Source organism: Pseudoalteromonas sp. SR45-4 (genome assembly GCF_014163535.1).
Classification (GTDB): Bacteria; Pseudomonadota; Gammaproteobacteria; order Enterobacterales; family Alteromonadaceae; genus Pseudoalteromonas; species Pseudoalteromonas nigrifaciens.
The window spans coordinates 1-15151 of record NZ_JACJDO010000062.1 but is presented as its reverse complement, the minus strand read 5'-3'; the positions used below and the strand labels follow the sequence as shown (position 1 = coordinate 15151).

The window sequence follows — 15151 nt, the reverse complement described above, 5'->3', positions numbered from 1 at the left end:
GATGGCTTGCTCAATCGGCGTTTAGAAAATAAGCCGAAGGGATAGAAGAATACAGGAGCCGTATACGAGGCCCGTACGTACGGCTCTGTGAGAGGGATGAGGCAAAAGCCTCACCCTACTCGATGAATTTAAAATGCTTAGATGATTAATACAATTAACTCTTTGGGTCCATGTGCGCCATAGGCAAGCGTCTGTTGAATATCAGCAGTTTTTGATGGACCCGAAATAAACACCACATTAGTAGGCAGCTTATTATGCCACTGCTCCTTTTCAAGTAACTCACTAAAAGTGGGGTAGAGTGTTTGGCTATCCACAATAACAAAGTGTACAGGGGGCACTAACGATAAAGTGCGCGGCTCAGCAACTGTAGGCCACAACACAATCGTGCCCGTTTGCGCAATTGCGCAGCGTGAGCCTGTAATACCAGCCGCTACCTGATCAAACAACCGCTCTTTATGTTCACTAAAGTCAAAGTTATACTTTTCGAGAGTGATCGCGCTGTTTAGCTGTTCAATCTCGTTAGTATATTGGCACTGCTCGCCGTATAGTAAGTGATTAATATTACGTTTTTTCAATTCAATATAAATATGTGTCGCTAATTCGCTGCGAGCTATGCTTATCACTTGCGCATGGTTACTTTTTAATTGTGTAGTAAACTGCTCAAGGTATTGCTGCGGGGTTAACTTAGCATAGTTAACAGCGTATTCTTGAGGAAGTTTGTCATAATCTACTTCTTGTATCTGCTGTTTCAGCTTGTTTAAAATACTTCTGCGTGCATTACTCATTATGATTCCTTGCGTTGCTTTAGCTGCTTTGCTTTTTCACGTTCTTTCACCCGTTGGTGCAATGTTTTTGACGCTAGTTTTGGCGCTGTTCTAGCTTCGGTCCAAGGACCAAGTTTCGCGGGTAATAAAAACCGTAGCCGTGTTACTAGCCACATGCTCGATTGATACAGCCAAGGAGAGCGATGAATGATGGACCAGATACTCCATATCAACACTTCTTTATTTTTACGACCACTGCCTTGGCCTTTCATTATATGTGGTTGCTGCGATGCTGGTTTGACGCTTTCTTGGCGTAGTCGTAACAGTAATTTAGGGATCGGAATTTTAACCGGGCATACATCACCGCATGCGCCACATAACGACGAGGCGTTGGGGTGATGAGTAGTTGCTTCTAGCCCAAGCATGTGGGGCGAGACAATTTTCCCGATAGGCCCAGGGTATACTGTGCCATAAGCATGACCACCAATACGAGTATACACGGGGCAGTGGTTCATACAGGCACCACAGCGAATACACTGTAATGTTTGACGTAGCTCTTCATCGCTATACATTTGACTACGGCCATTATCGAGTAACACCAAATGTACCTCTTCTGGGCCATCTTTTTCACCGAGCTGGCGTGGGTGACTAATCATATTAAAATAGGTTGAGATCGCTTGGCCGGTTGCACTGCGTGTTAATAAACTCAGAAGCGGGGGAATATCAACAAGCTTTTCAACCACTTTTTCTATGCCGGTGATGGCAATATGTAACTTGGGCACTGTGGTACACATACGGCCATTGCCTTCGTTCTCTACTAAACATAATGTGCCCGTCTCGGCAACGGCAAAATTAACCCCAGTGATACCCACATCGGCATGGCAAAATTTATCGCGAAGTACTTTTCTCCCTTGCTGAATGAGTGCATCTACGTCGGTGGTGTGCTCAAAACCGGCGATGTTTTTTGTAAATAAATCGGCGACTTGCTGCTTATTTTGGTGAATCGCCGGCATAATAATATGTGACGGGTGCTGTTTAGCGAGTTGTACTATGTACTCACCCATATCAGATTCTAAGCACTCAATATTATTAGCTTCGAGATGATCGTTAAGCGCGGTTTCTTCAGACACCATCGACTTGCCTTTAACCACCGTTTTGCCATCTTTATCAGCAATAATTGCGCTAATAATTTCGTTGGCTTGCGAGCAGGTTTCGGCCCAATGAACCTTAATACCGTTTTGTGTCAGTTGTTGCTCTAACAGCTCTAACAAAATCGGTAACTTTACTAAACTACGTTGTTTTATTAGTTTACATTGCTCTCTAAGTGTTTCTAGCTCATCAAGGTCGCTAAAAGCATTTTTGCGTTTCTCGACCAGATAATCCATGGCGCCGCGAAAATTACTGCGCAGTTCATCGTTAGCTAGGTCGCGTTTAACATTTTCTTTGAAAGAACGCGCTGAAGCGGCATATTTACTTTCGTCTTGTGTCGCTTGACGTGGATCGATATGTTTTTCACTCATATCTCACCTCCTGCGGTGGTGCGACTTAATAGGTAGCTGGCGATATGCTCCCCTTGTAATGGCGCTTTTTGATGCCTCAGTGCGCCATTAATGTTCATCATACATCCCCAGTCAGCACTGACATAACGTACTACGTCGGCGGCTAGTAAGTTGGCGCTTTTATCGGCCACCATTGCATTAGAGATATCACCATGCTTTACTGCAAAAGTGCCACCAAAGCCGCAGCATTCACTTTCATAGTCATGGGTTATTAACTCGACTTGGCTGAGCTGGGATAATAATTTTTTGCTGGTGATATGCACGCCCATTTCTCTGCGTGCAGCGCAGGAAGTATGCATTGCAACCCGTTCATAAGGGCCGCTATCGGTTAGTTTTATTTTTAATGCATGCACTAAAAACTCAGTGAACTCAAAAATACGGTCACAAAACGCATTTATGTTAGGCTCATCTTTAAGTAGTTCTTGGTAGTGATGGCGCATCATACCGCCACAAGAACCAGAAATAACCACAATTGGAATATCTAATGCAAAATGCTTCACTTGCTCACGCGCCACCGCTTTGGCTTGCTCGGTATAGCCAGAGTTATAAGCGGGTTGGCCACAGCAGCTTTGCCCCTGCGGAAAAATAACCTCAATGCCTTGGCGCTCTAAAAACTCAATTGCGTCAATACCTGAGTCAGGAAACAGCGTATCGTTGAGGCAGGTGCCGAATAAGTAAACCTGGTTTGGGTTTGTCGGGTAGTGTCTTAGGTGTATTGTATTTAACTGGCTCATTGCTAATCCTTGTTATCCTAAATGGTTAAGTGGGTCGGTAATATTAAAGACGTAACTGGCGATCAAACCGAGTAATCCAGCAGTGAGTACGTAGTAGAATGTGGGTATGATAGTACGCTTTATGGTTGCCCCTTCTTGATTGAGTAAACCCACCGTTGCAGAGGCGGCAACGACATTATGAATTGCAATCATATTCCCAGCGGCAGCGCCGATGGCTTGCAACGCAACCAATAACGCGCCGGAAATAGACAACGCATTGGCCACTTCAAATTGAAACTGGCTAAGCATCATATTACTCACGGTATTTGAGCCGGCAATAAACGCGCCTAGGGCGCCTACCATAGGAGCAAAAAGTGGGTAGATGTCACCAAAAGTCAACGCAATTAAATTAGCCATAGCAACAGGCATGGCGTCTAAGCCGGCGTCGTTCACGCCAGAATTAATTAAAATACGTACCATAGGAATGGTAAAAATTAACACAAAGCCTGCACTGAATAGTACTTTTGAGGCATCTTTAGCGGCATCAGTAATTTCAGATACTTTCATTTTATGAATAAACAGCGTCAGCAATGATACAAACAACAAAATACCACCAGGTAAATACAATGGCGCAATACTGCCGCTAATATCCGGCTCGTCTAAAATTAGGTTAAATTGTAATGAGAATTGATTAAGCAGTGCTTTTAAATCTGTTGACAAACGACTCGCCACTAATAATAACGCCACTAGCAAATACGGCAGCCACGCTCTAAATAACGACATAGGGGCTTTGATTTTAGTGGGGGCGCTAAAAGCAATATTCCCCAGCCAAGTTGTTGGCCATTTTTCGCGCGGGGCAAAGTCCCATGACTGAGTGGGTATTAAAAACTTAGCTTTCGCGCACGGTACGACTATCGCTAGCCCAACCAAGGCACCAATTATTGAAGGAAATTCAGGGCCGATAAAAACACCGGTTAACGCATACGGGATGGTAAACGCAAGTCCAGCAAATAGAGCAAAAGGAGCCACTTGAAAGCCCTCGCGCCAGCTGTTATTTTTGCCAAAAAAGCGCGTCATCATACAGATCATTAATAACGGCATTAAAGTGCCAGTAATGGCATGGCCAATGGCAACTTCAGAGGTTATTAATACTAAAAATTGCTCCCAGCTACTGTTATTTGTCAGTAATTGTTCACTGAGTAACGCTTTATCTAAGCCATTACTAACACCAATAATAATCGGCGTACCCACCGCACCAAACGATACCGGTGTCGATTGGATCATCATGCCAATCATAATCGCTGCCATAGCAGGAAAGCCCATCGCTACCAAGAGGGGAGCTGCAATCGCAGCGGGTGTACCAAAACCGGTTGCGCCTTCAATAAATGAGCCAAATAACCAAGCAATAATAATAACCTGAATCCGCCTATCGGGACTGATATCGGCAAAACCACTGCGAATCGTGCTGATCGCACCAGAGTGTTGCAATGTGTTGAGCAACATAATGGCGCCAAAAATAATCCATAATACAGAGATGGTCACCAGCATACCTTGAAGGCTGCTTGCTAAAATACGGTTAAATGACATTTCCCAGGCAAAATAAGCAATAGCCATAGTAACGATTAACACCACGGGCATGGCACGCTTTGCTGGCCATTGCAACGGGATCAGCAATAAAGCGGCAAGTAATATAGGAGTAAAAGCAAGCAGAGCTTGCAGGTATATCGACATAGAGTAACCACGCTTAATTTTTTATAGTAATTTTTATGCTGTTACTCTAGTAGTTAATTTATTGTTTATATATAGTCTGTAAATTAATGAATTGTTTCCAAAAAAGGTGTAATGAATGGCTAATGCCCATGAACTGACGTTATTTTCATTAGTAGTTGACGCACAATCATTTAATAAAGCAGCAGAGGTTGCGGGGATATCGACCCCGGCTCTTTCTAAAAAAATCAGTAGGCTAGAAAAGGATTTAGGTGTGCAGCTATTATATCGAACTACCCGCAAACTAAGCTTAACCGAAGCGGGCAGCTCGCTGTATCAACATGCAAAGTCAATAGAATTACAATTAAGTGACGCATTAAATAGTGTTAGTGCCTACCGTGGAGCAATTAGTGGTTCGATTAAAATGACCGTACCGACCATTTCAGGGGAGCTACTGCTAGCGCAAGTAGTGGGCCAATTTTGTGAAAAGTACCCTAATGTGAATGTTGATATGCGGCTAGAGAATGACTTTATTGACTTGGTTGATAAACGCATTGATTTAGCGATTAGAACCGGCGTATTAGCAGATTCAAGTTTAATTGCAAAGCCTATTATTAAATCGCGTTGGGTGGTGTGTTGTGCGCCTAATTATATCGAAAAATTTGGCGAACCAAGCAACTTAGACGATCTAAGTCGACATAACTGTTTAGCCTATACCTATCAAAATAAAGGTGCTCGCGAATGGCGTTTTACTCACCAAGGTGAGGAGGTTAGTATTGCCATTAAAGGAAACTTTTCGGCTAATACCGCACAAGCACTTAGGCAAAATGCGCTATCGGGTTATGGCATTGTCTATGTACCACGTTGTTGTGTGTATGAGCATTTGCTAACTGGCGAACTGGTGGCTATTTTATCTGAGTATCAACCTCGTGAACTAGGGGTATATGCTGTGTATCCGTATACGCGCCATCAGCCAGAAAAAATTAAACTGCTGATCGAGTATATTACTAATGCCTACAGTGAACTTAGCGATTACTTTTAAGCTTGTTTTGTTTGATGGGCAGCAGAGTATGTTGAGGAACTACAATAAAAGACACAACCAAATGCTAAAGCTTATACCACTTAAAACGGTCGACATAACCACAGTGCTGGCAAGCGTTGCTTGGTGCTGTTTTATTTGATTAGCAATAAGGTAGGCATTAACACCTAAAGGCGATGCACTTAATAATATAAGTACGTTGAGTAGTTGCGCCTCTAGCATAAACACAAATCGGCCTAACAATAATACTAAGCAGGGCAGTAATACTAGCTTTAATAATGTGGCGATTAGCGCGGGTTGCCAGTTTTGGCTTATTTTATAAAATGCTAAATTAGCTCCCAACACAAATAGTGCGCAGCCAATAGCGGGTTGTGAGAGTAAATCTAAGCCATTAATAATATCCAGTGGCAATGTAAGGCCTAAAACATTAGCCAATAACCCTAGGCTAATGCTAAGTACCACAGGGTTTAACAGCATGTTTTTGGCAAATTGTTGCCACGAAAACGCACTTTTTTCGCTTTTTGCACTCACTAAAAAGGTGAGAGTAAATAACAATGCACTATGAAAAGTGATAATCATAAATACTATACCAATCATTTCACGGCCAATTGCTGCAATAATTATTGGTAAGCCAACCAGTACGGTATTTGAATAGCTACTGCCAAGAGCAAATACGCTATGGCGTTGATAATCACTGTGCTTAGTAATTAAAAATCGGTCTATTAAAGCGCCAATTATAAAAACACCCACAACCGCAATATAAAAACTTAAAAAGCCATTTAAGCTCACACTATTGTGTAAGTTAGCTTGCGCCATATTTAAAAATAAAAAAGCGGGAATACTAATATAAAAGGTAAATTTACTAATACCAGTTATATGTTGTTGTTCTAAAAATTGTGACTTAGTGCTAATAAAACCAGCAGTAACAATAAATACCAGCGGAAATATAATTGAAAAAATAGACACTAATATCGCCTTAAATAGTATTTAACCAGAGCTGTGGTTATTTAACGCCTAAACTCATCACTTTGCGGTAAATTAATTAAAATAAGTACAGCGCCTTTACCACCATATTCAAGCGGTGCTTGGTGCATTGCAATTACGTCTGGGTGTTGTACTAAATACTGCGGTACTTTGTGCCTGAGTATATGCCCACCAATGCCATGAATTATGCATGCACAATAGTAATGTTTCTTTTTGCATTCGTGGATCAAACCAGCTAGCTCATCTTTTGCAGACTCTTTATTTAAGCCATGCAAATCTAGGGTTAAATCAGGAACAAAGTCACCACGGCGTAGTTGCTTAGCTAAAAAGCGGTCTTGGCCATCTTGTACATAATTAACCGTACCATTGGTATCAATATCAGGTATATATTCATCCGAAAAGAAGAATTCTGACTGTTGTTGCTTTTTTTGCTGGGCAAACTGCTTTGCTTGTGACACTTTAGGCTTATTAGTAAAGCGGTGAGTGTCTTGTTTAAAAACGCGCGCACCAGTGATACTTTGACGAAACATGTCAATGTCATCATTGCTAATTGGGCTGTTTGAATAAGGATCTTTTTTCATAGCGGCAGTCTAAACAAAAAAAGGGTAAAAATCGAGATAAAAGGCGTTACAATAGGGCAATCGGGAGGCGATTGTGGCCTCGATTGAATTAATAATTTTGAAAGTAGCAGGCAGGCAATACACATGAGTGAATTACAAATAGAAGAAGCAACGCTAGAAGAAGCTGTAGCAGAACTTTCAACCTTACACGACTGGTTACGTTGGACTACAAGCCAATTTGCCAGCAGTGGTATTTTTTTTGGTCACGGTACTGATAATGCGTGGGACGAAGCGGTAAATTTATTATTACCCGCATTAAGCTTACCAATAGATGCGCCGAAAGAATTAATGCATGCGCGTTTAACGAGTACAGAAAAAAACAGCTTAGCGGGCTTAATTGCTGAGCGTATTAACGATTTTACCCCAGTGCCGTATTTAACCAACATTGCTTGGTTTGCGAATATGCCATTTTATGTAGACGAGCGCGTACTTATTCCACGTTCGCCATTTGCAGAGTTAATTAATAACCGCTTTACCCCTTGGCTTGAAGAGCCTGAGTCGGTTAAGCGTATTTTAGATTTATGTACGGGTTCTGGTTGTATCGCGATTGCACTTGCACAAGCGTTTGAAAATGCGCAGGTAGATGCGGTTGATATTTCTTATGAAGCTCTAGAAGTAGCCGACATAAATATTACAGACTACCAGCTAAGTGAACGAGTATTGCCAATTCAGTCAGATGTGTTTAGTGGTGTACCAGGGCAAACATACGACCTGATCATAGCTAACCCGCCGTACGTTGATGCTGAGGACATGGCCGACTTACCGCGTGAGTTTCATCATGAACCAGAACTTGGTTTGGCTTCAGGCCACGACGGCCTAGACGTAACCCGCACTATATTAAGCGAAGCAAGTAAGCACCTTACTGCAAACGGCTTATTGTTTGTAGAGGTAGGTAACTCTATGGTACATATGGATGCATTGTATCCGGGTGCGCCATTTGAATGGGTTGAGTTTGAACAAGGTGGTTTAGGTGTGTTTGTTATTAGCAAGCAGCAACTTGATGAGTATTTTGCACAATAAAAATCAATATCATTTATAGAAAATGTATTTGAATATAAATTGATATAAGTAAATAGCCGAGTGTAAAGCTCGGCTATTGGTAGTCATTAGGAATGAGGAAAAGTAATGGCAGGTAATAGCATTGGACAGTTATTTAAAGTGTCTACTTTTGGTGAGAGCCACGGCGTTGCATTAGGCGGCGTTGTTGATGGTACACCAGCAGGTCTTGAAATCACCGAGGCCGACCTACAAATAGATTTAGACCGTCGTAAACCGGGGCAAAGTCGTTATACCACGCAGCGCCGTGAAGACGATCAGATAAAAATTCTTTCAGGCGTATTTGAAGGTAAAACCACAGGTACTAGCATAGGTTTACTTATTGAAAACACCGATCAACGCTCAAAAGATTACGGCAAAATTAAAGATGTGTTTCGCCCAGGTCATGGCGATTACACCTATTGGCATAAATACGGCCTGCGCGATTATCGCGGTGGTGGTCGCTCATCAGCGCGCGAAACGGCAATTCGTGTTGCTGCGGGCTCTATTGCTAAAAAATATTTAAAACAATTTCATGGTATCGAAATAAAAGCCTGCTTAAGTCAGTTAGGGCCAATTAAAGCAGACGTTTTTGATTGGAACGAAGTTGAAAACAACTTATTCTTTTTTCCTGATGTGAGCAAGTTAGAAGCGCTTGATGAATATATGCGCGGCCTTAAAAAGCAAGGTGACTCAGTAGGCGCAAAAGTAAAAGTAGTGGCAAGTAATGTACCTGTAGGCCTTGGTGAGCCAGTATTTGACCGCCTTGACGCCGAACTTGCGCATTCGTTAATGAGCATTAACGCGGTTAAAGGTGTTGAAATTGGCGACGGCTTTGATGTAATTGAGCAAAAAGGCTCAGAGCACCGCGATGAACTAACACCACAAGGGTTTACCTCTAACCATGCGGGCGGCGTATTAGCCGGTATTTCTACGGGGCAAGATATTATTGCTTCTATTGCGCTAAAACCTACCTCAAGCATTACCATACCGGGTAACAGTATAAATACTGAAAACGAAGCGGTTGAGATGATCACCAAAGGTCGTCACGATCCGTGTGTAGGTATTCGTGCTGTGCCAATTGCTGAGGCGATGATGGCCATTACTTTAATGGATCATTTGCTACGTCAACGTGGACAAAACCCACATGTACACCACGAGCATGGGCCGATACCCGGTTCGGTATAATTAGAGTTACATTAAGTAGATAATAAAAACGCGGGCGATCCGCGTTTTTTGTATTTGTTTATCAGTGCAAGTTCAACTTTTTAACTAAAGTTAATTAAACAGGTTTGAGGGAGCTAAATGTGACAATGACAAATAACGTAAAGGCTCAGCAACAAGCTGTACTGAAAAGGCTGGAGCGTTTTAGCTTCATTACCGACAGCAGTTTAAAAATTCCTTTTACTAACTTTAAAGTTGGTGCCGATGCGATTATTGGTTTATTGCCCGTTGCCGGTGATATGGCCGGTTTTATTTTATCTGCTTATGTATTAATTGAAGCGCAGCGCTTAGGTGTTAGCTGGACTATAAAACTACGTATATTAGCTAATATGCTTATCGACTTTGTGGGCGGTTTACTACCCATAGTAGGCGATATTTTTGATGCTTACTTTAAAGCAAACACCCGAAATACCCAGCTACTAAAAAAATACTTAGCGCAGCAAAAGTAATAAAGCAATTTAGCTTTTACCCTTGTTAAAAAAGTACTCTGCAATAACCTGCTTTTGTTGACCAAACTGATCTGAAATTCCTATACCTACACCTATTATTTGCCCCTGCGCTTTAGGTGGGTTAGCCTGTATTTGTTTATTTATAACAGCCAGTTGAGGGCTTTTCTCGTTAGCTAATAATGTTAAATGTGGCTGAAAGTTTTGAAAAACATTAGGGCTGCCGTAGCGCTTAAATGCAGTTAACTTGTTGGGGTAGTTTTTAACCCAAGTAGGCACAGTAACATTTCGCTCGCGCAGCGGTTCAATGGCAAGTGTTATCTCGTCAGATAGTCTTTGTAATTGGCGCGACGGCTGTAAATTAATAAAAGCCCAATTACTTTTAGTTACGCTAAAGCCTTCAGCGGTTATGGGAAATGGTTGCTGTTGCGCTACGATGCTTTTTACCGCAAGTTTAATTTCCTCCTCTGTACCGGGCGCAAAGTCAGTTAAATATAAAGTAGCGTGTACCGGCATGCCTTTATCGTAAAAGCTAACCATACCCGCTTGTTTTAATACATCACTGGTTTGCGCCATTAAAGTAATGATTGGTTGCGAAGGAATAGCAAACACATTAATACTGATGTTTTTTGCAACAGCAGGCAGTGATACACCCATAAGCCCAAGCAGGGCAATAAATAAAAATTCAACCTTTTTTATACTCATTAGTTTAAACATAATTTTAGTATTTCAGTAAGCAGCTCTGTCGTTATAGTGATGGTAAGGGTTATTGCTCAAGCAGTAAATACGCCAAACAGTATAAATACCAGCTATTTGGCAGCACCTTGTATAGCTATTATTAGCAAGCCCCATGGGATTTATAAAACGCCGTTACATGGAAGTGTTACCCGCCATCCAATTTTTTACATTCGCTGCGAAAGCCCGTACAATTCACCTCGTTTTTAGCGCGCACATTTTTAATATAATGAGCAGTAAGCTCTATATTCAGAGTAAGTAATTAAACTTTTATGCATAAAATTGCTGATTTAATTTCTATTTTTGCAGCCACTTTTGACCAAAGCTATAATACGCGGCTGGTTAAAGGCGAGCACGAACCTATTTATATTCCTAGCTGTGATAAAACGCCGTATCACCAAATTGTGTTTGCTCATGGTTTTTACGCCAGTGCCCTGCACGAAATAGCACATTGGCTGGTGGCGGGAGATAAGCGCCGTTTACTTGAAGATTACGGCTATTGGTATTGCCCCGACGGCCGCGATAAGCAAAAACAAGCCGAATTTGAAAATGTAGAAATAAAACCGCAAGCCATTGAGTGGCTATTGAGTACCGCCGCAGGTTTTGAATTTAATGTGTCGGTAGATAATTTAAATGGCGAGCAAACGTGTCGTTTTGATTTTCAGCAGCGAGTACACCAACAAGTTTTAACACTTATTAATAACGGTTTTAACTCCCGTACCGAGGCATTGCTAAAAGCACTAAGCCATTTTTATAATACGCCATGGCCAATGAGTGCACAGCAATTTAATTGGCAACATCCCAAGGAGCTCAAGGATGCAGTTTAAGTTAGGTTTAATTATAAACCCGCTAGCGGGTTTAGGCGGCACTGTAGCGTTAAAAGGTAGCGATGGCGCAGCAACTGCAGCAAAAGCGCTAGCACTTGGCGCTCAGCCTAAAGCTAATAGCCGTACAAAAGCCGCACTTGAAGTATTACTGCCTTATAAAAACCAATTAACTATTTATACAGTAAATGGCGATATGGGCGAGCACTGTGCTAAAGCACTCGGCTTTAAGGTGCAAGTAATATATAACAGCAATGCTATAACCACAGCCAACGACACAGAGCACGCTGTAAAAGCACTTAAAGAGCTAGGTGTAGATTTAGTTTTATTTGCTGGAGGCGACGGCACAGCGCGTAATATTTGCCATGCTGTTGAGGACACAATACCCGTACTGGGTATTCCTGCTGGCTGCAAAATACACTCAGGGGTATATGCAATCACGCCAAAAGCAGCAGGGCGTGTAGTCGAAATGCTGGTAAAAGGCGATTTAGTTACCTTAGGTGACGCCGATGTAATGGATATTGACGAAGAGGCATTTAGACAAGGCACAGTTAAAGCTAAACGTTATGGCGAAATGCAAGTACCAAGCGAAGTGCGTTACATGCAAGCGGTTAAAAATGGCGGTAAAGAAACCGACGAGTTAGTGCTTGTAGATATTGCCGCCTATGTGGTGAGTGAAATGGATGAGGACACTTTTTACATTATGGGCAGTGGCTCAACCGTTGCTGCAGTAATGGAAGAAATGGGGTTAGAAAATACACTCTTAGGTGTCGATTTAGTTAAAGATCAAACCCTTATAGCGCAAGACCTAACCGCAGCGCAATTACTTGAGCATACGCAAGGTCAAAAAACTAAATTAGTGATCACCTTAATTGGCGGCCAAGGACATATTTTTGGTCGTGGTAATCAACAGCTTAGCCCCGCGCTTATTCGCACTATTGGCACCAATAACATTATAGTAGTAGCTACAAAAACAAAATTGCAGGCTTTAAATGGCCGCCCACTTATTTGTGACACCGGCGATAGCAGTTTAGATGATGAACTAACCGGTTATATTAAAGTTACATGCGGATTTAACGACCACATTATGTATGCAGTAGGGTATTAATACCCATTGCAAAACCAGGAGACAGAATAAATGAGTTTAGTAAACTATATTGATGCAGCCCAACACTATTTTGATGATTTAGTGATTAAAGCCACCGATGATGAATTATTTGCAGGAGGCTATTTGCGAGGTCACTTTGACTTAGCAGTAGGGTATGCGCAAGTAGAAAAGCTAACTATTAGCACAGATGAACTTAACGAAACCGTAGAGCAAAGCTTAGTGAAGGCTTATCATAATGGTGAACTTAATGAAGATGACAAAACCCTTGTTGCTCGTTTGTGGGAAGAAGTAAAAGCATTGGCCTGAGTAAACCTAGGCTAAAACTAATTTAAACGCGATACGCTACTGGCTTATCGCGTTTTTTTTGTTTAAAAGTATTGATATGAGGGAGTTAGCCTCAGGTTAATTTACTGTTGTGTAAAGATAGGATATGGTTATTGAAAATATGATTTAGAGAGCTTTAAAGAATGAATAATAACCAAAGTGCAGTGCCAACTGGTTTAATTGCACGATTTTTAAATTTTGTTGAACGGGTAGGTAATAAGCTTCCTGATCCGGCCATTATATTTTTGTTTGCCATGTTACTAATTTGGTTTTTGTCGTGGTGGTTTTCAGGCGTAAGCTTTGATGCAATAGATCCACGTACCGGCGAAGCCATTATTATCAATAATATGCTAGCAAGTGATTCGCTCGCCACCTTTTTATCCTCTATGGTAAAAACCTTTACCGGCTTTGCACCCTTAGGCGTAGTGTTAGTGGCTATGTTAGGTGTGGGGGTTGCAGAGCATTCGGGCTTTATTAATACCGGCCTTAAGTTAATGCTTAAAGTGACGCCTAAAAAGTTATTAACGCCTTCAATTATTTTAGTGGCCATTGTAAGCCATACCGCAACTGATGCAGGTTATGTATTAGTTATTCCACTAGCTGGGGTTATATTTTATGCTGCAGGGCGCCATCCGCTTGCGGGTATTGCTGCTGCATTTGCTGGTGTGAGTGGTGGTTTTGGGGCTAACTTTATTCCATCGGGTATCGACCCATTGCTACAAAGTTTTACCCAAAGTGCGGCGCAAATAATTAATCCTGCAATGACAATTAACCCGTTAAATAACTGGGCATTTGCTTCAGCATCTAGCTTATTTATAGTGGCATTAGGCTGGTATATTACCGATAAAATTATAGAACCACGTTTACAAAAAACCGCGGTAGATGGCGCTAAAGAAGATTTACCCGTATTTGAAGATGCCCGCAGTGATGAAAAACGTGCATTTATAATTGCCAGTTCAGTTATGGTTGCAGGCCTTGCGTTACTTGCTTATGTATCGGCAGATAGTAACTCGGCAATGCGCAGCAGCGATGGCTCGTTAACTAATTTTAGCTCGCCATTAATGCAATCTATCGTACCGTTAATCTTTTTATTATTTTGGATACCCGGCGCGGTTTACGGCTTTACCGTAGGCACCTTTAAAACCTCTAAAGACATGATAGATGCCATGAGTAAAGCGATGAGCGGCATGGCATATTATATTGTAATGGCATTTTTCTGTTCGTTATTTATTGCCGCATTTAGTAAATCAAACTTAGGTGCATTGCTAGCAATCGAAGGCGCGCAGTTATTAAAAGCAATGCAGTTGCCAAGTGCAGTAACGGTTGTGGGGATTATCTTTTTAACCGGCTTTGTTAACTTATTTGTAGGTTCAAGTTCAGCAAAATGGGCATTACTTGGCCCCATATTTGTACCTATGCTAATGCAACTTGGTATTTCGCCAGACTTAACTCAAGCGGCTTATCGTGTTGGTGACTCAAGCTCTAATATTATTACACCGTTAATGCCCTATTTCCCATTAGTGGTGGTGTACTGTCAAAAGTATGTGAAAGGCACCGGCATAGGCACTTTAATTGCTATTATGCTACCGTACTCAATCGCCTTTATGATTGGCTGGAGTATCTTTTTATTAGGTTACTGGGCACTTGGTATCCCGCTAGGGCTTGATGCCAGCTACGTTTACCCAGCGCTAGCGCCTTAACGTAAAACAAATAGGTAATATAGTAAAAGCCTCATCATGAAATTGGTGGGGCTTTTTTGTGTTAAGAGATCAGATTTAACCGTAGGGCAAACACTGTACCCCGAATAAAGTAACCTTAATAAAAGTAATGCTAAAAGTTACTATGGCATTGCCTTCCTCATTTACTGCTGATTGTCTGCTCTTTGTTTAAATGCTTTTAAGTGAGTTATTCACCAAGAGGATAGGAGACACTGCGCTTTAGAGAAGTAATAGAGCAGTGCAGATAAGAAAGGGGTGTGCAGGCGAGAATTTAGCTGTGAGGTAGAAATAAAATATCGGGTTTATTTTCTCAGGGGAATATTATTTTTTGCCTAGAGCCTAGAGCCTAGA

The 15151-nt window shown here is 41.7% G+C and carries 15 protein-coding genes; 8 read left to right on the top strand and 7 right to left on the bottom strand.

Going from position 1 to position 15151, the window contains the following annotated elements; translation table 11 throughout:
* Positions 1-137: 137 nt before the first annotated feature.
* From H5058_RS17360 to H5058_RS17345, 4 genes are read right to left on the bottom strand one after another with little or no spacing between them, the layout of a single operon-like run.
* Positions 138-785, bottom strand: coding sequence for a lactate utilization protein (locus tag H5058_RS17360; RefSeq protein WP_011327664.1), 648 nt, complete (start codon positions 783-785; stop codon positions 138-140).
* A complete protein-coding gene (locus H5058_RS17355) occupies positions 785-2284 on the bottom strand; it encodes a LutB/LldF family L-lactate oxidation iron-sulfur protein (RefSeq protein WP_011327665.1) in 1500 nt (499 codons plus the stop codon). The genes H5058_RS17360 and H5058_RS17355 overlap by 1 nt, the downstream gene beginning before the upstream one ends.
* A complete protein-coding gene (locus H5058_RS17350) occupies positions 2281-3057 on the bottom strand; it encodes a (Fe-S)-binding protein (protein WP_182679220.1) in 777 nt (258 codons plus the stop codon). Before H5058_RS17350 ends, H5058_RS17355 begins: the two co-directional genes overlap by 4 nt.
* Positions 3058-3069: 12 nt before the next feature.
* On the bottom strand, positions 3070-4767 hold the full coding sequence (locus tag H5058_RS17345) for an L-lactate permease (RefSeq protein ID WP_011327667.1): 1698 nt from the start codon (positions 4765-4767) through the stop codon (positions 3070-3072).
* Between the two features lie 115 nt (positions 4768-4882).
* On the opposite strand from H5058_RS17345, the gene H5058_RS17340 reads away from it, so the two are divergent.
* Positions 4883-5785, top strand: a complete 903-nt coding sequence (locus H5058_RS17340) for a LysR family transcriptional regulator (RefSeq protein WP_138561749.1) — start codon at positions 4883-4885, stop codon at positions 5783-5785.
* A gap of 39 nt (positions 5786-5824) precedes the next feature.
* On the opposite strand, the gene H5058_RS17335 is transcribed toward H5058_RS17340, so the two are convergent.
* On the bottom strand, positions 5825-6748 hold the full coding sequence (locus H5058_RS17335; RefSeq protein ID WP_011327669.1) for an AEC family transporter: 924 nt from the start codon (positions 6746-6748) through the stop codon (positions 5825-5827).
* A gap of 41 nt (positions 6749-6789) precedes the next feature.
* Entirely contained in the window at positions 6790-7347 is a 558-nt protein-coding gene (smrB, locus tag H5058_RS17330; protein WP_041454372.1) for an endonuclease SmrB, read from the bottom strand.
* A 123-nt stretch (positions 7348-7470) separates the two neighbouring features.
* Between smrB and prmB the strand changes: the two genes are divergently transcribed.
* The 3 genes from prmB to H5058_RS17315 all read left to right on the top strand — a co-directional run bounded on the left by prmB (position 7471) and on the right by H5058_RS17315 (position 10094).
* The gene (gene prmB, locus H5058_RS17325) at positions 7471-8406 is read left to right on the top strand and encodes a 50S ribosomal protein L3 N(5)-glutamine methyltransferase (RefSeq protein ID WP_011327671.1); all 936 of its coding nucleotides are present in this window, start codon (positions 7471-7473) and stop codon (positions 8404-8406) included.
* A gap of 105 nt (positions 8407-8511) precedes the next feature.
* The gene (gene aroC, locus H5058_RS17320; RefSeq protein WP_086998304.1) at positions 8512-9609 is read left to right on the top strand and encodes a chorismate synthase; all 1098 of its coding nucleotides are present in this window, start codon (positions 8512-8514) and stop codon (positions 9607-9609) included.
* A 125-nt stretch (positions 9610-9734) separates the two neighbouring features.
* Positions 9735-10094: a DUF4112 domain-containing protein gene (locus H5058_RS17315; RefSeq protein ID WP_182679218.1), complete on the top strand. Its 360-nt coding sequence runs from the start codon at positions 9735-9737 to the stop codon at positions 10092-10094.
* Positions 10095-10103: 9 nt separating this feature from the next.
* On the opposite strand, the gene H5058_RS17310 is transcribed toward H5058_RS17315, so the two are convergent.
* Positions 10104-10796 (bottom strand): 2'-5' RNA ligase family protein, encoded by a 693-nt coding sequence (locus H5058_RS17310; protein WP_259398647.1) that lies wholly within the window; start codon positions 10794-10796, stop codon positions 10104-10106.
* 302 nt (positions 10797-11098) lie between these two features.
* Between H5058_RS17310 and H5058_RS17305 the strand changes: the two genes are divergently transcribed.
* From H5058_RS17305 to H5058_RS17290, 4 genes are all read left to right on the top strand, one after another.
* Positions 11099-11653: an elongation factor P hydroxylase gene (locus tag H5058_RS17305; RefSeq protein WP_089367956.1), complete on the top strand. Its 555-nt coding sequence runs from the start codon at positions 11099-11101 to the stop codon at positions 11651-11653.
* Positions 11643-12758, top strand: coding sequence for an ATP-NAD kinase family protein (locus H5058_RS17300; RefSeq protein ID WP_182679214.1), 1116 nt, complete (start codon positions 11643-11645; stop codon positions 12756-12758). The genes H5058_RS17305 and H5058_RS17300 overlap by 11 nt, the downstream gene beginning before the upstream one ends.
* Positions 12759-12788: 30 nt before the next feature.
* A complete protein-coding gene (locus tag H5058_RS17295) occupies positions 12789-13064 on the top strand; it encodes a YfcL family protein (RefSeq protein ID WP_011327677.1) in 276 nt (91 codons plus the stop codon).
* A gap of 161 nt (positions 13065-13225) precedes the next feature.
* A complete protein-coding gene (locus H5058_RS17290) occupies positions 13226-14782 on the top strand; it encodes an AbgT family transporter (RefSeq protein ID WP_011327678.1) in 1557 nt (518 codons plus the stop codon).
* Positions 14783-15151: the final 369 nt, after the last annotated feature.